Below are 22,827 nucleotides of genomic sequence, written 5' to 3'. Positions count from 1 at the left end.
GGAATTTTTTAGTGCTTATGTGCTTGCCAGCGGTGCTTGCGGCTGTTCATCATTAGGCTTCCGGCATCCATATACACTGCCTGCGAAATTATAAAATTAAGTTAATTTGATTATAAAATTAAGTTTATTTTAGTTCAGTTTTAAGTTGATTTCGGTTTGAAATTAAGTTAATTTCATTTTGATTTTAACTTAATTTTGTTTTGTTTTTAACTTAATTTCATTTTAATTTTAAGTTAATTTCATTTTGATTTTAACTTAATTTCACTTTGATTTTAACTTAATTTCACTTTAAAATTAACTTGATTTTACTTGTATCTCAATTTGATTTTTCAGTTAAATCAATTTTATTTTAGAGAGCATCAAGTAGTTGGTGTATGCACCGAAAATCTCTAGCGGCTCTGTTTCTATACTTGCTGAATGCTTATGCGCTCCAGGGCAAACGCATTATAAATATTCAGCATAAAACTGGCTTTCAGACACGGTTTCCTTGTTCAAAATCGCGCAATAATGCGTTTGCACTGTTATGCACTCAGTTCGTTATTGAGTAAAACTCTTTCAGTCGGTATAATCTGCGTATCTAGTTTGAATATTTTTATTCTATTTTATAGAGGTTATATTTATTATGGAAAACAAAGAAGTTCGGGTTCGTTATGCGCCTTCTCCTACGGGACTGCAGCATATCGGCGGTGTGCGTACTGCGCTTTTTAACTATCTTTTTGCAAGGTCTAAGGGCGGAAAATTCATTCTCCGCCTTGAGGATACAGACCGCACAAGATACGATGAAAAATATGTGAAGAATCTTTACGACACAATGGATTGGCTTGGAATCGACTGGGACGAAGGCGGCGACAAGGGCGGCGAGTACGGTCCTTATGTTCAGAGCGAAAGGTTCGAGCTTTACAAGAAGTATGCCCAGGAGCTTGTGGAAAAAGGCGAGGCTTACTATTGCTTCTGCGATTCAGAGCGTCTTGAGCGAATCCGAAAGATTCAGACAGAAAACAAAATGCCACCGGGATATGACAGGAACTGCCGCCACCTTACAGAAGAAGAAGTGAAGGCGAATCTTGCCGCCGGAAAACCTTACGTAATAAGGCTTAAAGTTCCTCTTGAAGGTGAAACAAAATTCACGGATCATCTTCTTGGCGACATTGTATGGAAGAACGAGGATATTTCCCCTGATCCGGTTCTTTTAAAAAGCGATGGATTTCCGACATATCACCTTGCGAATATCGTTGACGACCATTTGATGAAGATAAGCCATGTTATGCGCGCCCAGGAATGGATTCCTTCAACTCCGCTTCATGTTCAAATGTACAGGGCGTTCGGCTGGGAGCATCCTGAATTCTGCCACCTGCCAATGGTAAATGGTTCAGACGGAAAGAAACTTTCAAAACGCCACGGCTCGACTTCGCTTAACGAGTTCCGCGCAAGAGGCTACCTTCCGCAGGCGATTGTAAACTATGTGGCTCTTCTGGGCTGCTCTTATGAGGACGGACGCGACATCTACAGCCTTGATGAGCTTGCCGCGAACTTTAAGCTTGAGCATTTGAACAAGGCGCCTGCTGTTTTTGACTACAAGAAGCTTGAGTGGTACAACGGCCAGTATATCCGCGCTTTGTCTGATGAGGAGCTTTACAAGTGGACATTGCCGTTTATAACAGGAACTGGAGATGCTTCCCTTGAAATAAATCCTGAAAATCCTCAGCCTAAGCCAAAAGTAGGTCCTGAATATTCCGGTGTTGCGCTTGGAAGCGACGGCGAGCCTGTTTGCGTGGACTCTTCAATGAACATGGCGAGCGCAGATGTAAAGAAAAAACTTCTGGAGCTTATGCCGCTTATAAAGGAACGCTTGCACTTCCTTACAGATGCCGCAGAAATGGTCCGCTTTATGTTTACAGAGCCTGCTGTTCCCGCAAACTCTGAAATTATTCCAAAGAAGCTTGATGAGGCAAAGACAAAGGAAGTTCTTGAAAAGGCTAAGTCTTTTGTTTCTGAAATCTTCGGAATGAGCCACGATGACGCGGAAGCCCTTGCAAAAAAATATGCCGAGGAGCTTGGAATAAAGCTTGGCGACTTTATGATGCCTGTGCGCATGGCCGTTACAGGAAGCCGCATTTCTCCGCCGCTGATTGGCTCAATATGGATTCTTGGAAAAGAAAAAGCCTGCGAGCGCGTTGAAAAAACACTTGCAGCTTTCTAGGTTTTAGATTGCATAAAGAACAGCCCGGACAAAAAATCCGGGCTGTTCTTTTTGTAATGCAAATCTATAAAATATATTGAACAGTTTGCGTTGGAGTCTTTTTTATAAGCGTTTATTGCCACACGGATTGGAAAAATCCAAAGATTTTTCTACTAACAGGCAAATAGTCTATTTTCCCTGGGTAAATAAGCTATTTGCCTGTGGAAAATTAGGAAACATTACAATGTAATAATATCACTTTTCGAGGCGCAATATAAGCTTTGAAATATAATTTATAAAAATAAATTGAGGTCAGGGAATGGCAAGTGAATAAAAGCCATTGGATGCCAGAAAAAGAACGAGACCTCCAGTGTAACTTGAACAGCTTGCACTGGAGGCTTTTTTGTTGCCATTGCCTTAGTTGATTTGGTAATTTATTTTAGTAAGCGGCTATAGAAGTTAGCTTATTTTCAGTGTCTAGTCGAGTGAATTCTTTCGTTTCCAAATCAATTGTTCCGTTTAACAAAGAAATGCCTTTTACTGCGCTAAAGTACAATTTTCCGTTTCCTGCTGAATAAGATATGATTTCTAGCTCTACAGGAACTTTTTCAAATAAGTTTTCAAATTTTCCGGAATTAGTGTCAAACATATATATATTTTGTGCTCCTGTTTCGTTGCCTGAAGAATCAAGTATTGCATTTAAGAAATAGAAAGCATCGTTATAAGTATAAAGTCCTATTGGAGCTACTGAATCAAAAGTTTTTCCTACATAAGTTCCATAATTATCAACGATTTTCATAAACTGCTTTGAAGAACCATAGTAGCTATTTGGTTGTGCCCATATTCCATTCGAAGTTGAATAAAGTTGATTGTAATAATAAGGAGAAATATAGTTTCCAGATTCAGTTTTTAGGTAGTAATCGCTAGAATAATAATTATTATCTTCTGGCTCTTCATTCACAGAAATAAATTTATCTTTGTAAAAATGTTCTTCTTCCATTGTGCTTGTTTTTATGCGGTATAGCCCATGTTTGTTTTTATTCTCTTGAATGTAATAGAAATAGTCTGTGCTATCCTGATATACCCAGCCATAGTTGGCATAAGATTCTGATGAATAATAAATATTTTTGAAATCTTCTGGGAACTGCACAGGAATATATCTAATGAAATAGGCGCTATTGCCATATGAAGAACTTGAATAATTGTATCTATTTCCAGAGACAAATATTTTTGTTCCGTCTTGGCTCATTTGGAATTTACCATAGTTAATTCCTTCTAGCGGTGCAGTAAGATTTGATGTTTTTTGTGAAACAGGATCGTATTTACAGATGCTTACATTGTTATTTGTACATTTTATAAAGTATAAGCAGCCATTTAAGTCTGTTTGTATGTATTCTTTTAAATAAGGATCAATCCAATCTGGATTACTAGAGTTGTTATTAGAACCTAATATATCTTTATAGGAACCATCTTCATACACACAAATTAGCTGGCTTAAATTAACATTTATATATTCTCCATCTTCACCGTTATAGCCAAACCAAGATGAACCGTTAAAGACGATATAAAGATACTTGTTTCCACTTCTATCTTGAGTGTTTATTATTTTTTCTATTTCAGAGATATTTCCTTGTGCATTACTTGGAATTGACAAGATAGAAGCGACAGAAGAGTCTTCAAGTATTTTTATGGGCGGGGAATTTAAGTTGCTAGAAGAAGCGCGGGCAGCTATGTTTCTACTGGAACTTTCTTCAACAGAAGCGATTGCCTTTGCGTTTGTCAAGTCGAACTTTAATGCTTGTTTTGAATTGAAATCTGTTTCCGAGGCTCCGTCGGATGATGAGCCGTTGCTACAAGAAGCAAAACCTAATACAGCAATAAATGCTGATAATACAATAATTTTTTGAATCTTCATGGATTCCTCCTTGAAGCAATCATTACACACATCCCCCCCCGTCAAGTGCCTGCGGCACAAAATCTCAATAAATTTTCGCTAAAAAGTTGTTTTTTGAAATTTATTCAGTATAATTTAATCTAGATTCTTGAAAAGTTAAAATGGGATTGTCGTATCAAATACGAAAATGACAAAGAGATGAAAGGGCAAGCGCATTATAAATAATTTAAGTAAAGTTTGCGCGAAGGAACGCTTTCTGGGAGCCAGTTTTATGCTGAATACATTTATAATGCGTTTGCTCTGAAAACTAATGTCCATACTATATAATTTTTTTTTATTTCGTGGTATAATATCGCTATTCTATTTTTTGGAGGAAATTTCTTATGGAGAAATTTTTCAAAATCAAGGAGAAAGGGTCTACTGTAAGCCGTGAAGTTGTTGGCGGTATCACAACTTTCCTTGCAATGTCTTACATTCTTGCCGTTAACCCTGGAATGCTGGGCTCAATTGCAGGAATGAATTTCGGCGGTGTGTTTACTGCGACTGCTGTTTCTGCCGCCGTTGCAACTCTTATAATGGCGTTCCTTGCGAATATGCCGGTTGCTCTTGCTTCCGGAATGGGGCTTAACGCGTTTTTTACTTACACAGTCTGTGGTCAGATGGGATGCTCTCCTTGGTTCGCTCTTACTGCTGTTTTGCTTGAAGGCGTTCTTTTTATTTTGCTTTCATTCTTCGGAGTGCGCGAAGCGATTATCAATTCAATTCCGGGAACAATGAAAAAAGCTGTCGCTGTTGGAATCGGACTTTTCATTGCGCTTATCGGACTTAACAATGCTGGAATCGTAACTTCTGCAAACGGAACAATCATCGGCTTCAATGCAATTGACTTGAGCCATGCTACTGCTCTTGTTGCAATCATCGGCCTTGTCATTACAGTTGTTCTTTACATTCTTAAAGTTCCTGGCGCAATTCTTATTGGCATTGCCGCTACAACTGTTATTGGAATTCCTTTTGGCGTTACAACAGTTCCAGACAACTTCAAGCCTGTTTCTGTTCCTAGCGCTCCGTTCCTCTTTAAGTTTGAATGGGCTGGAGTTCTTTCTCTTAAATTCTTCGGCGTTTTCTTTACTTTCTTGTTTACAGATATTTTCGATACAATCGGAACTTTAATGGGTGTTGCAGAGCAGGGAAATCTTGTTGACGAAAAAGGAAACATTCCGAATGTAAAAGGCGCGCTTCTTGCTGATGCTGTTGGAACTGTAGCAGGCGCTTGTCTTGGAACTTCAACAGTAACTTCATTTGTTGAGTCTTCTTCTGGAGTTGCAGCCGGAGCACGCACTGGTCTTGCTTCTGTAGTTACAGCGTTCTTCTTCCTTCTTGCTTTGTTTTTTACTCCTTTGTTCGCTCTTGTTCCTTCTTGCGCTACAGCTCCTGCCTTGATTTTTGTAGGCTTCCTCATGATGCAGGCTGTTTCTAAAATCAACTTCGCTGATATTACAGACGGAATCCCGGCATTTATTACAATCATGGTAATGCCGTTTGGTTATTCAATTTCAAAGGGAATCGCATTCGGAATGATTGCCTATGTAATTGCAAAAATTGCTGGAAAGAAAACAAAAGAAATTCCTGTTGTTACTTGGATTCTTGCGGTTGTATTCATTTTTGCGCTTGCAATAAAGGCTATATAATAAAAAGATTCCCATGTCGTTGCATGGGAATGACAGAAAAGTGCCTGTTATTTTTGTGTATTTCAACATAAATGACTGACATTGCTGTACTTGATATGGCAATCTTAAGTGCGCTCCAAAAGTCGGAAACAATTTTTGGGACGCACTTTTTTTTTTCGGAAATTTATGGTAAGTTTTTTGCATGAGCGAAGAAAAAGAAAAATATGTGCGTCCGACCTGGGATGAATACTTTATGGAAGTTGCGCGGACTATTGCAAAGCGTGCGACTTGCGACCGCGGAAGAAGCGGCTGTGTAATTGCAAAGGACAATCAGATTCTTGTTACAGGCTATGTCGGAAGTCCTGCAGGGCTTGCTCATTGCGATGAGGTCGGCCACTTGATGCGCAAAATGATTCATGCTGATGGCTCTGTTACCCAGCACTGCGTAAGGACAGTTCACGCCGAGCAGAATGCGATTTGTCAGGCTGCAAAAAGAGGAATTTCAATTGATGGAGCGACCGTTTACTGCAAAATGACTCCTTGCAGAACGTGTGCCATGCTTATCATAAACTGCGGAATAAAAAGGGTTGTCTGCGAAAAACATTACCATGATGAAGAAGATTCAATGAAAATGTTTGCCGAGGCTGGAATAAAAATTGAACACTTGGAAGATTCCGTTCAGACTTATGCCGATATGTAGAAACGTTAATTAGCCCAAATTAGACATCCCCATGATATTATATTATACACTTATGCTTCTTAAGTTTTCTCTTAGGCTAGGATTTCTGCATTCTCCGTCGTCAGTGTAGAGCTCGTATCGTGCGCCTTTTTCTGCGAAACTTATAGTTGTCAAATTTTCAAAGTCAATTTTTTCAACTGATTCTGCGTTGTCTGCAAGAGGCAGAATGTGTCCTTTTCGGATAAAAACAGCGACTTCATCTAGTGCAATGTGGACAAAGTTGTGTCCGGCTGGAATTATTTTTTCCTCGTAGCTTTCACTGTCCTTGAACTTTACAAGCTTCATTTCCTCAGGAAGATAAATGTGCCGTCCGGTTGCGTTCTGTTCATAGACTGGAGCAATCATAATGCTTTCTCCAATCATAATCTGGTCTTCTGTTCTTCTTGCGTCCTCGTCTTTTGACCAGATAAATCCAAGCGGGCTTGCGTACATTGTTCCTTGCAAGGCGGCTTTCATAAACTCGCTGTAAATGTAAGGAAGAAGCCTGTAGCGCAGATTAAGGATGTTTCTGAATTTTTCTATGCTGTTTTTGAATCTAAAAGGTTCTTGCTCCCGGGTTCCTAATGCGGAATGATTTCTTAACAGCGGCATAAAAATCCCAAGCGCGTACCAGCGCAAGAGAAGATCTTCTGTTGTGTTTTCCCCGAATCCGCCCAAGTCAGCTCCTGTGTACAAGAAGCCGCACATATTAAGGGATGGAAGCATTTTCAAATTCAGGAGAATGTGCTGCCACCTTGACATATTGTCTCCCATCCAGATTCCACCGTATCTGTGAGAGCCTATGCAGGAAGATCTTGAAAATATGAGGATTCTTTTTTCTGGAGAAATCTTTTCAAACGCTTCGGATGCGGCTCTTGTCATGTTGTAGCCGTAAAGGTTATGAACGTCATAATGGCGGATTTTCTTTCCGTCCTTGCAATGGTAAAAACTTTTGTAGTCATCGGTGTTGTTCGCAAGGTTCAAGATAGTGTCTTTTAAAGCGAAACTTTCTTTTAAGCCGATGTTGAGCTTTTTCATTTCTTTTACTTGGTCAAAAACTTTTTCCAGATTTTTTTCAGAGTAAAAGAGGGCAGGCTCGTTCATGTCGTTCCAGAAACCTTCAATGCCTTGGTCGGTCAGAAATTTGTATTTCATTCCAAACCATTCTCTTGCTTCTGGATTTAAGAAGTCTGGAAGACAGCATTTTCCCGGCCACACACCAACTATAAAATCGTTTCCGTCTTTGTCCTTGCAAAAATAATTGTTTTCCTTTCCTTCCTCGTAAAGTTCAAATCCGTCTTCCATTTTTATTCCGGCATCAATTATAGGAACAATGCGCACGGAATTCTTTTTCATGTCGGAAACAAAATTCTTAAAGTCCGGGAATGATTTTTTGTTAACAGTAAAGTCCTTGAACTTTTCCATGTAGTCGATGTCGAGGTAAACCATGTCGAGCGGAAGTTTGTTCTTTCTGTAGTTTTCAGCGATTTTTCTTATGTCTTCTTCGCAGGTGTAGCCCCATCTTGACTGTCCTATTCCAAATGCCCATCTTGGAGGAATGTAGCTTTGCCCGATTAAATTTCTGAATTCTTTTATAATTAATTCTAGCGTTGGGTTTTCTATTATGTATATTTCATAGCCTGTGTTTTCTATAGAAACTTTAAGAGTTGAATAGCTTGAAGCTCCAATGTCAAATGTAACTTTTCCAGGAGTGTCAAAGAATGCTCCGAAATTTTTTTTGTTTCCAGACACAATGAAAAAATTATGGGCGGCATACAGTGAGCTTTTGTTTTCGTTGTGTTCTGGCTGATCCGTGCAGAAACTTTCGTAAATAAATCCTCGCTTGTTTATTCCGCGCACATTTTCACCAAGACCGTAAACAATATCGCTAGAATCCATCTCAAGTGAAAAACTGGAAGTTTCTGCGTTTTCAAAATATGGAATTTTTTCTTTGCAGGCTTCAGGCTTATCTTTTACGGCTTCTGTGTCAAATGCTTTTCCGAATACAAATCTCTTAATCATTTTCTGCCTCCCATTTATTGCATTATGTCATCTTTGTGGTTGACCTGAAAATCCATTGTGGGTTTTCAATATTGCCTTGTAAAGCACGGCAATGACATTTTGAACTTATTGGAAATCTCCATGACATTTTTTAATAAACTACGCAAATTGATTTTGGTTTTATCTTTCCTTTTAGGACAGAATCCTTGCAGACGAATTTTGTTTTGTTTGCCTTGTCGATGTAAGTTCCTTTTGGAAGTTTTATTTCAACCTGAACGGCAGACGGCTTGGAGTTTAAGTTGACAATTACGCAGCCTTTTTCTCCGCGCTTTATAATTAGAATGCCCGCATTTTCTCCGTTGAGGAATTTTTCGTTTTCGCCTTGCATTGCAGTTCTGAATTTGTTTACAGCGGAAACTTCCGGGCTGAAACATTCATCGTTTCCTGTTTCTCCGATTTTGGATTCTCCCGGGAACTGTGCGGCTTCTTTTCCTTTTGGTCGGTTAAAGAACAATGGAGTTCCGTCTTTTCTTGAAGCTATGACAGCCCAGCCTGCGCGTATCATAAAGTTTGTGAGGTAAGCGGATTCGCCTTCGTTTGCGTAAGTGTCATGGCTTTCAATCCAAGTTACAACTTCTGGAGAAGCTGCGTTTTGAAAGTTGACAATTCCTTTTGCGTTTAGCTTTTCATTTTTTAACGCGCTTCTTAAAAGTTTGCCGTACTTGCTCGCTGTTACTGGAAAAAGTTTTCCGTAGGCATCTTCTCTTGAGGCTCCTTCCTGAAGAACCTCTCCATAAATAAAAAGCCCATCCGCATTTTTTACAGATTTTCCGTTTACTGATTTTTTTCCTGTAAAGATTGGCCAGAAGTCGTTTTCTTTTGAAGCAGGATCTACAGGGTCGTCGGGAAGGGCAATGTGCTTTGCTGTGTCAAATCTGAAACCGTCGGCTCCGCAGTCAATGAGGTCATTTATGTAGTTCATAAAGTATTCTTGGAAAAGCGGATTTTCTGTGTTTACATCTGGAAGCCCTCCAAGCATTGCGCTTGTAACTTCCCTTCGGTTTGCCATGCTTCTGATTGTGTGGTCGGAATTCTTGTGGTACATTTTTTCCATTCCGCCTACAGCTTCTATGAAGTCAAGTGAAATTTCATCTTTGTGCGTGGTTGTATGGTTTGGAACAACGTCAACAATTACTGCGATTCCGAATTTTTTTGCTTTTGCGCACATACGGATAAAGTCGTCTCTTGTTCCAAGCTGATAGTTTCCAATTTTCCAATCCGTGGGCTGATAGTGATAATACCATTTTCCTTTTTTTGCACTCATAATTTCAAGTCCGCCATTGTCGCCTACAAAGCATTCATTTGCTGGGGAAGTCTGGATTGCAGTGAATCCCGCTTCTGAGATTTTTTCAATGTTATCTTCAATTGTCTTGAACGACCAGCACCAGCAGTGAAGTATAGTTCCCTGTTTTGTTTGCATTTTATTTTCCGCGGACATAGCAGAAACTCCTAAAATAAAAATCATTGCAAATGTAAAAATTCTTCTAAGCATCTTTTCCTCCATTTTGACTGCCTAATTATTTTTATGTGTAATATTGTCTATCCATTTTCTGCTTTTAACTCTTGCTGCTCCAATTACAAGCCTTGCGATTTCTTCAACGGAAAGAAGCGCATAAACTTTTGTGATTTCAAACTTGAAGACCAGCGCGCCCAAAAGTCCAAGCGGAAGTCCGATTCCGTAAGTTCCCAAGACATCCAGGAACAAAGTAAATTTTGTTTTTCCGCCGCTTCTAAGAATTCCATTGCCTATTATCATGTTGCAGACTTTTATCCATAAATAGAATGCGAATATCCATAAAAGATGTTTTGCATATTCACGGACCTGAGGCTCAACATTGTAAAAGTCTATGTATATTGGAGCGAATATAAAAATAAAAATTCCGATTACGGCGCAACCTGAAACGCAGATTTTTATAAACTTCCAGGCGAGCCTATAGCCTTTGTCAAAGTTATTAGATCCAAGCTCGTTTCCTATAAGAATTCCTGTGGCTGCAGAAAGTCCGCTGAAGAATCCAATTGTTAACCCTTGCATAGGAAAAGTTAACGTAACTGCCGCAAGCTCGGCTGTTCCCATGTGTCCGTATATCGCGCTGTAGCCTGCGTCTCCCAATGCCCATAAAAGCTCATTTCCTATTGCTGGAAGAGCAGTTATAAAAAATATCTTTAGAAATGAAAAGTCGTTTTTGCACAAAAGAACAGCTTTCATGTTCGCAGGATGATTTTTCTTTATCATAAAAACAATGAGGATTACACATTGAACAAATATTGAAATTACAGTTGCAATTGCAGCGCCGTCTGAACCAAGCGCCGGAAATCCTAAAAGTCCAAAAATCATGATTGCATTGAGAATCGTGTTTATTGCGACAGAAATAAATCCCGTTACCAGCGGAGTTTTTGCAAATCCTGTGCTTCTTAGCATTGCCGAACAGCAGCTTATGATTGCAAGCGCAAAGTAACTTAAAGAATTTATCATTAAGTAATTTTTTCCGATTGAAATAACTTCTGTGTCTTTTGTAAAAAATGAAAGAACTAGTTCAGGTGTGAAAAGTGAAAAAATAAAAAACACAAGCGCGACTGCCAATGCTGCGAAAACTGAGGCTCTCATTACATTTGCGTGTTTGCTTGAATCTTTTGCTCCTTCATATTGCGCGGCGAAAATTGAGCTTGCGGCTGCGATTCCTCCTAGTGCAAAAAGCATTACGAAGCAAGGTCTTCCTGCAAGGCTTACTGCCGCAACTGTTTTTGAGCCTAGCTGCCCGATCATAATCTGGTCAATCATTCCTAAGCACGACTGAATTAAATTCTGCAATGAAATAGGAACGGCTATTGAAATTAAATTGTTCAAAAATGTTTTGTTTTCAGTCTTCATTTTAGATTCCTTTCTCCATTAAGGTTCCGATGCAAATGTCCTTGGAAATAATATCGCGGTTGAATTTTTTCCTTAGCTTTTGTAAGTAAATATCAAAGTGAATATGTTCTGAAACAAGATTCACAATCAGCCTGTTGTCGCTTGTCATTCCAAGAAAATCATTTTCTCCGTCTGGAAGCTTTTGAATTTTGTGGTGCGGTCTGTGCGGAAAAAAAACAGCCCGGTCGTTGCTTCCTACGATGCAGTGCGCCATGTCTGAAACCAAAAGAATTCTTTGTTCCGGGCAGCAGTCTGTTCCGTCAAATCCGCAGAAAAATTCCAGCGGAATTCCAAGAGTGTCAAGATTTTTCCAGCTGAACAAAACAATTCTCACTTTACTTTCTGCCGCCAAAAGAAGAGCTTCCTTAAAATATTCAAGCGGCATTGAGCAGTTGAACACAATTTCTTTTTTTGCCGCTGAAATAAGTTTGTTTACAACAGAAATGAGTTTAGTTTTTCCTTCGATGTTCACAAAACGTTCCTGCGTTGAAATCGGCGATTTCAATTCCTTTAGCATTTCTTTTGCTTTTGCGGCGTTGTCCGAATACTTCTTTGAAATCTCGTCAATTAAAATATCCGGCGGAACTGCCTGATATTCTGCTGTTGAACCCGGAATGCTTGTTATGCATTCTTTCTTTAAAAGATTTTCCAGCGCGGAATAAACAGAAGGGCGGGGCGCATTCAGTTTTTTTGCAATCTGATAACCGCCCATTTTTTCTTCTGGAACAAGCGCGCAGTAGACAAGCGATTCCATTTTTGAAAAACCAAGACTGCCTAGTATGTCTATGATTTTGTCTGTCATGTTTTTCCTTGAAAAGTATTCTTTAGTAGTAACTGTTTTACTACTAAAGAATATATCGCTTCTTTTTTTGTGTGTCAATAAATATTTTATTTATTATAAAAACTGTGAATTTTTAAGGCTTTTAATATAGAAAATCGTACTTTTATTATATTGACTTTGTTTTGCACACAGAAAATTTGTAAAAAAAAACTGCCATGGCGTTTACCAAGGCAGTTTGAAGATTGTCCGATCAAGTCGGATAATGGGATTAAGGTAGGTATTAATACTTTTTGTCAGCGTATCCAATCCAGCCTTCGTTTTCAACAAGTGCTTTTTCAAATCCTTCAAGCTTGAAAGGGTAGCTTTTTGAAAGTGAGCCGGCAATAAGTTTTACTTTCCAAGTGCCGTCTTCTTTTTGCTCGATTTTGCATTCTGTGTCTTTGTCTGCAAATGTTCTGAACATATCATCTATGTCTTTTTTGCTCATGTCAAGTGCAAGAAGTCCGCAGTTGTACATATTCTGGCGGAAAATGCGGGCAAAATTTACTGCGATTACACAATAAATTCCGTTTACTTCCAAAGCCCAGGGAGCGTGCTCACGGCTAGAACCGCAGCCAAAGTTTTCACGTGTAATGATGACTTTTTTGCCCAGAACGTCTGTCTTTGGATTGAACCCTTCAAGCTTTAAATCCTCAAGAAGATACGGCTGGAGTGCCTGCTTTGTATTTTCTGTAAGATACTTTGCAGGAATTATTTCGTCAGTATTAATATCTGAGCGATCCAAGAATAAAACTTGTCCACCAAACTGTTTCATTTTGTTCCTCGTCTTTATTTATTTATTTTTCAGCCTTTAAAAAAGCATGAATTAGTGATTGTTCCAGCAATAGCTGTTGCCGCAGCTGTAGCAGGACTCATTAGATGAACCATTCCGCCTTTTCCCATTCGTCCGTTGAAGTTTCTGTTTGTTGTAGAAGCGCAGACTTCTCCTTCTGCAAGAACTCCGTTGCTCATTCCAAGACAGGCTCCGCAAGTCGGGTTTGTAACGCAGAATCCAGCATCCATGAAAATCTTTATGATTCCTTCTTCGAGCGCCATTTTATAAACGAGCGGAGTTGCAGGACTTACGATTCCGCGCACGCCTTCTGAGATTTTGTGTCCTTTTAAGATTTCTGCGGCTACACGGAGATCACTGATTCTTCCGTTTGTGCATGAGCCGATATAAACCTGATCAACTTTTGTTCCTTTCATTTCTGAAACTTTTTTTATCTGGTCAGGCTTGTATTCAATTGTACATATAGGCTCAAGATCTGACAAGTCGAATGTGTAAACTTTTTCATATTCCGCATCTTCATCGTCAATCCATTTGCTGTATTCTTTAAGGGCTGCTTCTTTTGATTCGAATTCATCTTTGATAAATGGCCAAAGATATTCTACTGTTGTCATGTCAGGAAAACAGATTCCGCTTGTTGCGCCGGCTTCAACTGCCATGTTGCAAATTGTCATTCTTTCTTCCATTGACATATTGTCAACAATCGGACCTGTAAATTCCGCAACGCAGTTTGTAGCTCCGTTTACTCCAATCTGGCCAATCAGGAAAAGAATTACATCCTTTGCATAAACTCCGTCTTTGAGCTTGCCATTTAAAACAAACTTTATAGCTTTTGGTTCGCGGAAAGAACAGACGCCTTTCAATATTCCAACTTCCAAGTCTGTTGTTCCTACACCAGCGGCAAATGCTCCGAAAGCTCCATGTGTGCAAGTGTGGCTGTCTCCCATGATTACCGTGAAGCCAGGACGTACAAAGCCTTTTTCCGGGAAAATTGCATGGCAGACACCGTTTGCTCCGATGTCAAAGAAATCTTTTATGTTGTTGCGTTTTGCCCAGTCGCGGAGAATTTTTTCCTGCATTGCGCATTTGCTGTCTTTTGCAGGAGTTACGTGGTCTATGACTGCCTTGATTTTTGTGCTGTCAAAAACTCTGTCTTTATTCCGCTCAACAAGGTCGTTGATTGCGATTGGCGTTGTGATTTCATGGCAGAAAACTCTGTCAAGTTTAAGAATGTTTGTTCCTTCAAAAGGGGATTCAACCAAATGTGATGAAAAGATTTTCTGTGCTATAGTTTTTCCCATAGAAATTCCTCTGTATTAATAGACTTTAGTATAATTAAAGTTTATTAAGTAAAAATAAAATTGTCAATATGATTTTACGAAACAACATTCTGCGGCTTTCCCATGATAAAGCATTTTAGGTTTTCTATTACGATATTCAAAAGCCTTTGCCTTGTTTCTGTGGCAGCCCAGGCGATATGCGGAGTTATAATGCAGTTTTTTGCGCCAAGCAAAGGATTGTCTTTTTTCATAGGTTCTTTGCTTACAACATCTGCCGCATAGCCTGCAATTCTTCCGTTGTCAAGAAATTCTCTTACATCTTTTTCATTTACAAGCGGACCTCTGGCTGTGTTTATTAAAAATGCAGTTTTCTTCATTAAAGAAAGTGTTGTTTTGTTTACGACATTTCTAGTTTTTTCAGTTAAAGGCGCGTGAAGGGAAATAAAATCTGATTCATTGAACAAAGTAGAAATGTCAACTGGATTTTTTATTTCAGGCTTTGGAGTTCTGGTGCAGACAATAACTTTCATTCCGTAGGCTTCAGCGATTCTTGCAACTCTTGAGCCTATGCTTCCGTAGCCAAAAATTCCGAGAGTTTTTCCTTCAAGTTCAATCAGCGGAACTTTCCAATAGCAGAAATCCGGGCAGTTTGTCCACTCGCCGGACATTACGCTGTCTGAATGAAGCTGTGTATGGCAGGCAAATTCACTTATAAAAGCGAAAACAAGCTGCGCAACGCCTGCTGTGCTGTAAGATGGCACGTTTGTTACGGTGATATTGTGCCTTTTGCAGGCTTCCAAGTCGATTACATTGTAGCCTGTTGCCTGAACTCCGATGTATTTTAGCTTCGGGCATTTATCAAGGATTTCTTCTGTTATGTTTATTTTGTTTAAAAGAATCGCATCACTGTCGCCAATTCTTTCTGCAACTAGAGAAGCCTCTGTCCTTGGAAAAACTGCGACTTGCCCGAATTTTTCTAGCGGCGACCAGGAAAGATCGCCTGGATTCAAGGCATTGCCGTCAAGAACTGTGATTTTCATATAAAATTAGCCGAGAGCTATAACGCCGGTAGAATTGATTGCTGCATTTATTGCATCCTCAATTCCTGCTGTTCCTTCGTCAAAGTCAACGCAAACTTGGCATTTTGCTGCTGTAGAGACTACATTTGTAACACCTGCGACTGCTTTTACTGCTGCATCAACTTTTGCTGCCGCAGCATCATCATCCATTCCTGTAACATAAATCTTTTTCTGCATTTCTGTCTCCTAGCAAAATTTTAAATACAAAATTATTATAATAGGGATTATATTTTTTTTCAAGCAAATTTAAATGCTTGAAGCCACAGAACGGCCTAATTGACCGCATGCTCCGCCAATTTTTACACCTCTGCGAGTTCTTAAGTTTACTTTAAGGTTTGCATTCTGAAGAATTTTTACAAATTCCTCGCATTCTTTCCTTGAAGGAGTCTTAAATTGTAAACCTTGAACTGGATTCCATGGAATGAGGTTTATGTATGCGTCAAGCCCTGCGGCAAATTCAGCCATTCGTTTTGCGCTTTCTAATCCTGTGTTTTGTCCTGAAAGAAGGGCGGCTTCCAATGTAATTCTTTTTCCAGTTTTTTCTGAATAAAATTTTATCGCCGTTTTTAATTCAGGTAATGGATTTCCTTTTGAAACTGGCATAAGCTGTTCTCGGAGAGCTGGGTCGGCTGTTGTTAAGGAAATTGCAAGGCGCACAAAAGGTCCGTTTTCCGCAAGTTCGTAGATTCCGCTTATAAGTCCGCAAGTGCTTAACGTGATTCTTCTGGGGCTTAATCCTCTTCCTTTTTTATCTGTTAAAATCGCCACGGCTTTTCTTATTGCATCTAGGTTTTGAAGAGGTTCGCCCATTCCCATAAAAACAATGTTATCCAAGGTTCCAGCTTCTTTTTCCATAAAAAAGAATTCTTCGACAATTTCTCCGGCGGTAAGATTTCTTCCGAGTCCAAGCCGTCCTGTCTGGCAAAAAGCGCAGCCCATTGCGCAGCCCGCCTGACAACTTACGCAGGCTGTTTTTCTTCCTTCTTTGTCTGTTAAAAGGACTGTTTCTATTGCAAGTCCGTCTGAAAGGGAGATTTGAAGTTTTATTGTTCCGTCCGGGTCTTTTAAAACTTCTGTTACTTTTGAAGAGCGCAAAAGGACATTTTCTTCCAAAAACTTTCGAGTGGTTTTGTCGATATTTGTCATCTGCTCAAAAGATTCCGCGCCTTTTGAAATCCATTCGTAAATCTGTTTTGCACGGAACAACGGCGACAATTGTATTGCTTTTGCTATTTCTTCAGGGAAAAGCCCCGAAAGTGAAACTTTTTTTTCCATAAAAATATAATCAGTTTTCTTGAATTTGGTCTATGAAGTCGTTTATTGCCTGATTTTTTATTCCAAGCTTTTGGAAAGAATGAAGAGTTTCCAAGGCTTCTTTTTTATTGTTCATTTTTAGGTGGCAATCCGCAAGATCTATGTAAAGACGGTAGTTTTTAGGATCTCCGCTTATAAGCTGATTAAGCCTGTCTGTCGCTTCTTCAAATTTTCCTTCTCCCTTGCAAATAAGCGCAAGTCCCAAGGCGGCATAAATGTCAAAATCGATATCCATTGCCCGGTTGTAATATTCTGCAGCTGTGGAATAATCACCTGTGTTTCTGTATGCGTCTCCGGTGCGTGTCAAAATGACTTTATTTTTCGGATCGATTTCAAGAATTTTATTCCAGTATCCAATCGAGCGGAACTGCTGGTTCATTCCCCGGTAGCAGTCTGCGATTCCGAATAAGGCGTAAAAATTGTTCGGGTCAAGTTCAAGAGCCTTTTCAAAGTAGGGAAGTCCTTTTTCGAATGTCTTGATTTTTCTGTGGCAGTTTCCTATTGAAGTAAGAACTCTAATGTCCACGTGCGAAGGATTCATTTCAAGCATCTGCGTCCAGTAGAAAAGCGCGTCTTTATATTCTTTAAAATCATAGTGAAGATGCCCCAAACCAATAAGCGCATAGGCATTGTTTTCTTCCATGTCAAGGACTTTTAAATAAAGATTTTTTGACTTTTTAAAATCCCTGATTTTTCTATAGGCATCGGCGACTCTGGTTAAAACAGTTATATTTCTGTCGTCATGGACAAGATATTGCTCCCATATTTCTATGGCTTTTTTGTACTGATTTATTGCCTTGTAGCAATCCGCAAGTCCAAAAAGAGCGTAGTTGTTTCCTGGGTGGCAGGAAAGGCATTTTGAGTAATATTCAATCGCTTCCTTGAAGTGGCATTGCTTTCGCTCGCTGTCGCCAAGCCCCACAAGTGCGTAATTGTTGTTTTCTTCTATATTAAGAATCTGGTTGAATGCTTCTATTGCTTCTTTTGTGCTGTTGTCCTTTAAATACTGATAGCCTTTTTTTGAAAGCTCGCTTATTGCTGTGTTGGTACCGTCTGTTTTGTTGAATTCCTGTGTCTGGGAAAAACTGAATTCCTCAGGTTTCAATTCATCAGCCATTTTTTACCTCTCTTAACTTTTTAGCATAACAGACACAGTCTGCGATATTTTTTCTATAATTGGTTCGCTTTTTCTTTTGTTGTGGGCAAGCAGATACATTTTCAGCGCGTCTAAATACTTGTTTTCCTTGTTATAATTGTCTCCTATTCTTGTAAGACCGTCTGAATATCCTGTAGTAATGAAAATCCTTTTTGCCATTTCAATTTTGCCTTCGTTGAGCAGCGCGTTTGCTCTTCTGTTAAGGGCGACTTTTTGCTGGTCAGAAAGCCCTTCCAATGGCAACTCTGAAGTTTTTATAAATTTCAGTTCTTCTGGCTTTGAGTCGATTTGATTTTTTAAATTACTTGTCATTACTTTTAACCTTATAGAATACAGTTTTAATTGTAACTTGTTATTTCGATTTGTCAAGCAATGGTTTTAAAGTCTTTTAGTTTGTCTGTTCAGCGTTTTCTTCATATTTATAGAAGTTTACGATTGAGCGTCCGTAAATTCTTTTGTCCGAAAGAACGAGGTTGCCTATTTTGTCAGGAAGCGGATCTTCGGCAGGATAGTGGATTAAAAGCTGGCCGTTTTTTGTAAGAAGTTCTCTTGTTCCGGCAGTTTCCACAAGTTCTTTTCTGAATTTATATGGAAAAGGCGGATCTAAAAATATATAGTCAAATTTTTCTTTGCAGCGTTTCAAAAAAAGCTCAACAGACATAAATCGGCAGTTTATGCGAACTCCAACTTCTTCAGCCATTTTTACATTTTTAAGGATTGTCTTTGCCTTTGACTTGTCCATTTCGCAAAGTGTTACTGCGGAAGCCCCATGCGAAACTGCTTCAAGCGCAATTGTTCCAGACCCGCTGAACAAGTCAAGAAATGATTTTCCTTCAAGAGAGAATCCTATTATGTTGAAAACGGACTCTCTCATTTTGTCCATTGCAGGACGAATCGCCATTTTTCCGTAAGGAGTTTCTGTAACACGCCCTTTTAGCTTTCCGCCTGTAATTCTCATTTTTAGTTTGCTCCGTTAAGAGACCAGTAAATGTCGTCGTGGGCAAGATTTTTGTTTGCTTTTGCGTATTCAAAGGCTGTGTTTCCGTTTTCATCCTGAAGTGCCGGATTTGCGCCTGCGTCTATTAGCTGCTTTAAAACCAAAGTTGATTTTCCGTATTGTGCCGCGTACATCAATGGAGTTTGTCCTTTCCACAAGCGGTTTAGCGGAATTCCCATGTCAAGAAACAGCTTGATTTTTGCTTCGCGGATGTGGTCGGAAGACGAATTTCCTGTTATTGCAAAGATAAATGCCCTGAAAACTTCATCCTCGGAAACGCTTCTATTTTTTAGGAGAACTGAAATTATTTCAGGATTCTGTGAATAGTCTGCAGCCATTAAAAGCGGAGTGGCGTTGAATTTGTTTCTTACACGGATATATGCGGCATTTTCAATAAGCATATTAAGGATGTTCAGGTTGTTTTGGTATCTTACAGCATACATTAAAGCTGTCCAGCCGTCTTTGTCCCTAAGATTTACGTCTGCTCCGTTTTTAAGAAGTAAATTTACGTCCCAGTCGTTTCCGGCTTTTGCTGCCCTCATAAGAAGCGTAACGCCGTTTTTGTCTGCCGCGTTCGGATTTTCTATGTATTCAGTTTTATTTGCAGGCGGCTGTTCTGCCGGCTTGTCTTCGTTTTCTGCATAGTCTAAGAGGAATGCGCTTGCATACTGCTGAATTTCAGCCTGTTTTGCATTTGAAGCGTTTTGTTCATTTGAATTTGAATCAGCTGAAACTGACGCTGTCTGCTCTGAATTTTGCGCGGCTTCTGTCGTTGGAACATCGGCAGTTTCCTGTGCTGGCGGCTCTGGAACATAAAGTCCTTGAGGATCTTCTGTGTATTCCGTGAGCTTTTGATAAACACTGTATTCAGGATTCATTCTTGCGTAGGCGAACGAGTCCATTCCGCTTTTGTCTTTCTGCAGAACTCTTGCGTCCCGGCTGCGCTTTAAAACAATCCCGTACTTTGAAACAAGGTCGATTACATTTTGGTCTGAGGAATACTGGGCTGCGTACATCAGCGGAGTTTTTCCTTCCTTCGTTTTTGCGCTTGGATTCGACTCTTTTTCAAGGCAAAGGCTTATTATGTCAATGTCTCTGTCATTTTTCAGGGCGAGCATAAGAAACGTCTCTCTGCTGGTTCCGAACACCTGTGTGGAAAGGTTTCGGTTTTCTTTAAATGCCTGACGGATTTCTGCTTCTGTTCCCTGTTTTGCAAGCAGCTCGTAGTCAACATTGTCTTTTGCGTACATGGCGGCAGGAATAAGCGCGGCCAGTAAAAATACAAATAAAAACTTCTTCTTCATATATTACAATTATATTCAACTGCGCTGAAAAAAACAATAATATTGAAAAAAAATCCCTTTGACTTTTGATATATGGCATGATAGAATTTGCTGAAATTTTTGTATCCAGTTTGGAAGGCAGAAGTTTTAGATTAACTAATAGAAGGAAAAGTTATGAAATTTGGACATTATGATGATGTAAACAGGGAATACGTCATTGAAACTCCACAGACACCTTACCCTTGGATTAACTACCTTGGAAATGAGAAGTTTTTCTCTCTTATTTCCAACACAGCAGGTGGTTATGCCTTTTATACAGACGCCCGTTTGCGCCGTTTGACCCGTTACCGTTACAATGACATTCCGCTTGACTCTAACGGACGCTATTTCTATATCAAGGACGGAGATACGGTTTGGAATCCTGCCTGGCAGCCAACACAGACTCCTCTTGACAGCTACGAGTGCCGTCACGGATTTGGATATACAAAATTCGCTTCTAAGAAAAACGATGTTTCCGCCAAGGTTCTTTGCATGGTTCCTAATGGCGTTAACTGCGAAGTTGAAATGGTTACGCTCAAAAACGAAGGAAAGTCTGAAAAAAAACTTTCGCTTGTTTCTTTTATTGAGTGGTGTCTTTACAACGCTTCTGACGACTGCCAGAACTTCCAGAGAAACTTTTCTACCGGAGAAGTTGAAATTGAAGGCAGCGTAATTTATCACAAGACTGAATACCGCGAGCGCCGCAACCACTTTACATTCTATTCTGTAAACGCTCCTGTTGACGGATTTGACACAGACCGCGAGACTTGGCTTGGTCTTTACAATCCTCTTTCTAACCCAAAGTCTGTAATGGAAGGAAAAAGCGGAAACTCTGTCGCTGACGGATGGAGTCCGATTGCTTCTCACCGCCTGAATGTTGAGCTTAAAGCCGGCGAGGAAAAAACTTTTGTTTTTGTTCTTGGATACGTTGAAAATGACCAGGACAAAAAGTGGACAACACAGACAAAAGGCGAGCTTCTTCGTACAAATACAGCAAGCGGAATCATCAACAAAGAAAAGGCTTATGCAATTCAGGAAAGATTCAGCACAAAAGAAAAAGTAGAAAAGGAATTCAGCATTCTTAAGGAATTCTGGAACGAAATTCTTTCTCACTTCACTCTTAAGACTGGAGATGAAAAGCTTGACCGCATGGCTCTGTGGAATCAGTACCAGTGCGTTGTTACATACAACTTTGCGCGCTCAGCTTCTTACTTTGAAAGCGGAATTGGACGAGGAATGGGCTTCCGTGATACTTCTCAGGATATGCTCGGCGCGGCTCATCAGCTTCCTAACTCAAGAATCCGCGAGCGTCTTTTTGATGTTGCCGCTACACAGTTTGAGGACGGTTCAGCTTACCATCAGTTCCAGCCTCTTACAAAACGCGGAAACGCAGATATCGGCTCTAACTTTAATGACGATCCGCTCTGGCTTGTGCTTGGCGTTGGACGCTATATTTGCGAAACTGGCGACAAGGACTTCCTTAATGAAATGGTTCCGTTTGACAACAGCGAGACAAACAAGGCAACAATGTACGAGCACCTTAAACGCTCTTACCGCTACATCACAACTCACATGGGACCGCACGGACTTCCTCTTATCGGACGCGCTGACTGGAACGACTGCTTGAATTTGAACTGCTTCAGCATGAATCCGAACGATTCTTTCCAGACTTGCACAAACAAGGAAGGCAAGAACGCTGAATCCGTAATGATTGCGGAAATGTTTGTCTATGTAACTCCTGACTATGCCGCGATGTGCCGTCTTCAGGGAGATGAAGAGGAAGCTAAGTTTGCAGAGGAAGCCGCCAAGAAAATGGAAGAGGCAATCTGTACAGCTGGTTGGGACGGAGAATGGTATGTGCGCGCTTATGACGATGCCGGAAACAAGATTGGCTCGCATGAATGCAATGACGGAAAAATCTTTATTGAGTCGCAGGGATTTGGAACAATGGCAAAAGTCGGAAAAGACAAAGGCTATCCAGAAAAATCTCTTGACAGCGTAAAGAAATATCTTGATTCAAAGTACGGAATTGTAATCTGCTGGCCTGCATATCAGGATTACCACATTGAGCTTGGTGAAGTCTCGTCTTATCCGCCTGGATACAAAGAAAACGGAGGAATTTTCTGCCACAACAATCCGTGGGTAATTATCGGTGAAGTTGTAAACGGACGTCCTCAGGATGCGTTTGAGCATTACAAGAAGATTGCTCCGGCTTATGTTGAGGAGATTTCAGACATCCACCGCACAGAGCCTTATGTTTACAGCCAGATGGTCGCTGGAAAAGAGGCTCGCCGCGAAGGTGAGGCAAAGAACTCTTGGCTTACAGGAACAGCCGCTTGGAACTTTGTTGCATTGAGCCAGTATCTTTGCGGACTTCGGCCAAGCTATGAAGGTCTTGTTGTGGAGCCTCGTCTTCCGGAGCACGTAAAGACTGCTGAAATGACACGCAAATTCCGCGGAGTTGAATACATAATCAGTGTAAAGAACAATAAGAACGACGGAGCTGTAAAAGTTGAAGTTGTTTCTGGCGGAAAAGCTAACGGAACTACAGTTGTTGCCGACAACGGCGCAAAGCAGGTTAAGGTTTCTGTAACTGTAGGCTGATTTGTTTTAATCTAAAACACTTTTTGGCTATATGCCGT

General features: G+C 40.1%; 18 protein-coding genes. 4 read left to right on the top strand and 14 right to left on the bottom strand.

Going from position 1 to position 22,827, the window contains the following annotated elements:
- Window positions 1-622: 622 nt before the first annotated feature.
- Complete coding sequence (gltX, locus tag TRESU_RS07065) at window positions 623-2,200, top strand: glutamate--tRNA ligase (protein WP_013701568.1); 1,578 nt, start codon at window positions 623-625, stop codon at window positions 2,198-2,200.
- 418 nt (window positions 2,201-2,618) lie between these two features.
- Here gltX and TRESU_RS07060 read toward each other — a convergent pair whose 3' ends face one another.
- Window positions 2,619-4,094 carry a hypothetical protein gene (locus TRESU_RS07060; protein ID WP_013701567.1) on the bottom strand — a complete coding sequence of 492 codons (1,476 nt, stop codon included), beginning with the start codon at window positions 4,092-4,094 and terminating at the stop codon, window positions 2,619-2,621.
- A gap of 362 nt (window positions 4,095-4,456) precedes the next feature.
- Between TRESU_RS07060 and TRESU_RS07055 the strand changes: the two genes are divergently transcribed.
- Window positions 4,457-5,761 carry an NCS2 family permease gene (locus TRESU_RS07055; protein ID WP_013701566.1) on the top strand — a complete coding sequence of 435 codons (1,305 nt, stop codon included), beginning with the start codon at window positions 4,457-4,459 and terminating at the stop codon, window positions 5,759-5,761.
- A gap of 181 nt (window positions 5,762-5,942) precedes the next feature.
- Window positions 5,943-6,440 (top strand): deoxycytidylate deaminase, encoded by a 498-nt coding sequence (locus TRESU_RS07050; protein WP_013701565.1) that lies wholly within the window; start codon window positions 5,943-5,945, stop codon window positions 6,438-6,440.
- Window positions 6,441-6,482: 42 nt separating this feature from the next.
- Here the strand turns inward: TRESU_RS07050 and TRESU_RS07045 are convergent, their stop codons facing one another.
- From TRESU_RS07045 to TRESU_RS06985, 13 genes are all read right to left on the bottom strand, one after another.
- A complete protein-coding gene (locus TRESU_RS07045; RefSeq protein ID WP_013701564.1) occupies window positions 6,483-8,480 on the bottom strand; it encodes a glycoside hydrolase family 31 protein in 1,998 nt (665 codons plus the stop codon).
- Between the two features lie 130 nt (window positions 8,481-8,610).
- Window positions 8,611-10,011, bottom strand: a complete 1,401-nt coding sequence (locus tag TRESU_RS07040) for an alpha-amylase family protein (protein WP_013701563.1) — start codon at window positions 10,009-10,011, stop codon at window positions 8,611-8,613.
- 21 nt (window positions 10,012-10,032) lie between these two features.
- A complete protein-coding gene (locus tag TRESU_RS07035) occupies window positions 10,033-11,388 on the bottom strand; it encodes an MATE family efflux transporter (protein ID WP_013701562.1) in 1,356 nt (451 codons plus the stop codon).
- Between the two features lies 1 nt (window position 11,389).
- Window positions 11,390-12,229, bottom strand: coding sequence for a TrmB family transcriptional regulator (locus TRESU_RS07030; RefSeq protein WP_013701561.1), 840 nt, complete (start codon window positions 12,227-12,229; stop codon window positions 11,390-11,392).
- Window positions 12,230-12,488: 259 nt separating this feature from the next.
- The gene (locus TRESU_RS07025; protein WP_013701560.1) at window positions 12,489-13,022 is read right to left on the bottom strand and encodes a 3-isopropylmalate dehydratase small subunit; all 534 of its coding nucleotides are present in this window, start codon (window positions 13,020-13,022) and stop codon (window positions 12,489-12,491) included.
- A 29-nt stretch (window positions 13,023-13,051) separates the two neighbouring features.
- Window positions 13,052-14,338 (bottom strand): 3-isopropylmalate dehydratase large subunit, encoded by a 1,287-nt coding sequence (locus tag TRESU_RS07020; RefSeq protein ID WP_013701559.1) that lies wholly within the window; start codon window positions 14,336-14,338, stop codon window positions 13,052-13,054.
- Between the two features lie 74 nt (window positions 14,339-14,412).
- Window positions 14,413-15,357, bottom strand: a complete 945-nt coding sequence (locus TRESU_RS07015) for a D-2-hydroxyacid dehydrogenase (protein ID WP_013701558.1) — start codon at window positions 15,355-15,357, stop codon at window positions 14,413-14,415.
- A gap of 6 nt (window positions 15,358-15,363) precedes the next feature.
- Window positions 15,364-15,573, bottom strand: coding sequence for a hypothetical protein (locus tag TRESU_RS07010; protein ID WP_013701557.1), 210 nt, complete (start codon window positions 15,571-15,573; stop codon window positions 15,364-15,366).
- A gap of 69 nt (window positions 15,574-15,642) precedes the next feature.
- Complete coding sequence (rlmN, locus tag TRESU_RS07005) at window positions 15,643-16,671, bottom strand: dual-specificity RNA methyltransferase RlmN (protein WP_013701556.1); 1,029 nt, start codon at window positions 16,669-16,671, stop codon at window positions 15,643-15,645.
- 10 nt (window positions 16,672-16,681) lie between these two features.
- Complete coding sequence (locus TRESU_RS07000; protein WP_013701555.1) at window positions 16,682-17,827, bottom strand: tetratricopeptide repeat protein; 1,146 nt, start codon at window positions 17,825-17,827, stop codon at window positions 16,682-16,684.
- Window positions 17,828-17,839: 12 nt separating this feature from the next.
- A complete protein-coding gene (locus TRESU_RS06995; RefSeq protein ID WP_013701554.1) occupies window positions 17,840-18,178 on the bottom strand; it encodes a hypothetical protein in 339 nt (112 codons plus the stop codon).
- A 76-nt stretch (window positions 18,179-18,254) separates the two neighbouring features.
- Window positions 18,255-18,824 carry a 16S rRNA (guanine(966)-N(2))-methyltransferase RsmD gene (rsmD, locus tag TRESU_RS06990; protein WP_013701553.1) on the bottom strand — a complete coding sequence of 190 codons (570 nt, stop codon included), beginning with the start codon at window positions 18,822-18,824 and terminating at the stop codon, window positions 18,255-18,257.
- A 2-nt stretch (window positions 18,825-18,826) separates the two neighbouring features.
- On the bottom strand, window positions 18,827-20,167 hold the full coding sequence (locus TRESU_RS06985; protein WP_013701552.1) for an ankyrin repeat domain-containing protein: 1,341 nt from the start codon (window positions 20,165-20,167) through the stop codon (window positions 18,827-18,829).
- A gap of 153 nt (window positions 20,168-20,320) precedes the next feature.
- On the opposite strand from TRESU_RS06985, the gene TRESU_RS06980 reads away from it, so the two are divergent.
- Entirely contained in the window at window positions 20,321-22,789 is a 2,469-nt protein-coding gene (locus TRESU_RS06980) for a glycoside hydrolase family 94 protein (protein ID WP_013701551.1), read from the top strand.
- Window positions 22,790-22,827 lie beyond the last annotated feature (38 nt).

The sequence above is a fragment of the Treponema succinifaciens DSM 2489 genome, assembly GCF_000195275.1.
Taxonomy (GTDB): Bacteria; Spirochaetota; Spirochaetia; order Treponematales; family Treponemataceae; genus Treponema_D; species Treponema_D succinifaciens.
This window is presented reverse-complemented; position numbering and strand designations above follow the sequence as displayed.

Excerpts from the sequence above, each read along its gene's own strand:
- rsmD (WP_013701553.1), bottom strand. The coding sequence starts at position 18,824 with ATGAGAATTACAGGCGGAAAGCTAAAAGGGCGTGTTACAGAAACTCCT.
- TRESU_RS07040 (WP_013701563.1), bottom strand. The coding sequence starts at position 10,011 with ATGCTTAGAAGAATTTTTACATTTGCAATGATTTTTATTTTAGGAGTT.
- TRESU_RS07010 (WP_013701557.1), bottom strand. The coding sequence starts at position 15,573 with ATGCAGAAAAAGATTTATGTTACAGGAATGGATGATGATGCTGCGGCA.
- TRESU_RS07060 (WP_013701567.1), bottom strand. The coding sequence starts at position 4,094 with ATGAAGATTCAAAAAATTATTGTATTATCAGCATTTATTGCTGTATTA.
- gltX (WP_013701568.1), top strand. The coding sequence starts at position 623 with ATGGAAAACAAAGAAGTTCGGGTTCGTTATGCGCCTTCTCCTACGGGA.
- TRESU_RS07000 (WP_013701555.1), bottom strand. The coding sequence starts at position 17,827 with ATGGCTGATGAATTGAAACCTGAGGAATTCAGTTTTTCCCAGACACAG.
- rlmN (WP_013701556.1), bottom strand. The coding sequence starts at position 16,671 with ATGGAAAAAAAAGTTTCACTTTCGGGGCTTTTCCCTGAAGAAATAGCA.
- TRESU_RS07055 (WP_013701566.1), top strand. The coding sequence starts at position 4,457 with ATGGAGAAATTTTTCAAAATCAAGGAGAAAGGGTCTACTGTAAGCCGT.
- TRESU_RS07035 (WP_013701562.1), bottom strand. The coding sequence starts at position 11,388 with ATGAAGACTGAAAACAAAACATTTTTGAACAATTTAATTTCAATAGCC.
- TRESU_RS07015 (WP_013701558.1), bottom strand. The coding sequence starts at position 15,357 with ATGAAAATCACAGTTCTTGACGGCAATGCCTTGAATCCAGGCGATCTT.
- TRESU_RS07030 (WP_013701561.1), bottom strand. The coding sequence starts at position 12,229 with ATGACAGACAAAATCATAGACATACTAGGCAGTCTTGGTTTTTCAAAA.
- TRESU_RS07020 (WP_013701559.1), bottom strand. The coding sequence starts at position 14,338 with ATGGGAAAAACTATAGCACAGAAAATCTTTTCATCACATTTGGTTGAA.
- TRESU_RS07045 (WP_013701564.1), bottom strand. The coding sequence starts at position 8,480 with ATGATTAAGAGATTTGTATTCGGAAAAGCATTTGACACAGAAGCCGTA.
- TRESU_RS06985 (WP_013701552.1), bottom strand. The coding sequence starts at position 20,167 with ATGAAGAAGAAGTTTTTATTTGTATTTTTACTGGCCGCGCTTATTCCT.
- TRESU_RS06995 (WP_013701554.1), bottom strand. The coding sequence starts at position 18,178 with ATGACAAGTAATTTAAAAAATCAAATCGACTCAAAGCCAGAAGAACTG.
- TRESU_RS07050 (WP_013701565.1), top strand. The coding sequence starts at position 5,943 with ATGAGCGAAGAAAAAGAAAAATATGTGCGTCCGACCTGGGATGAATAC.
- TRESU_RS06980 (WP_013701551.1), top strand. The coding sequence starts at position 20,321 with ATGAAATTTGGACATTATGATGATGTAAACAGGGAATACGTCATTGAA.
- TRESU_RS07025 (WP_013701560.1), bottom strand. The coding sequence starts at position 13,022 with ATGAAACAGTTTGGTGGACAAGTTTTATTCTTGGATCGCTCAGATATT.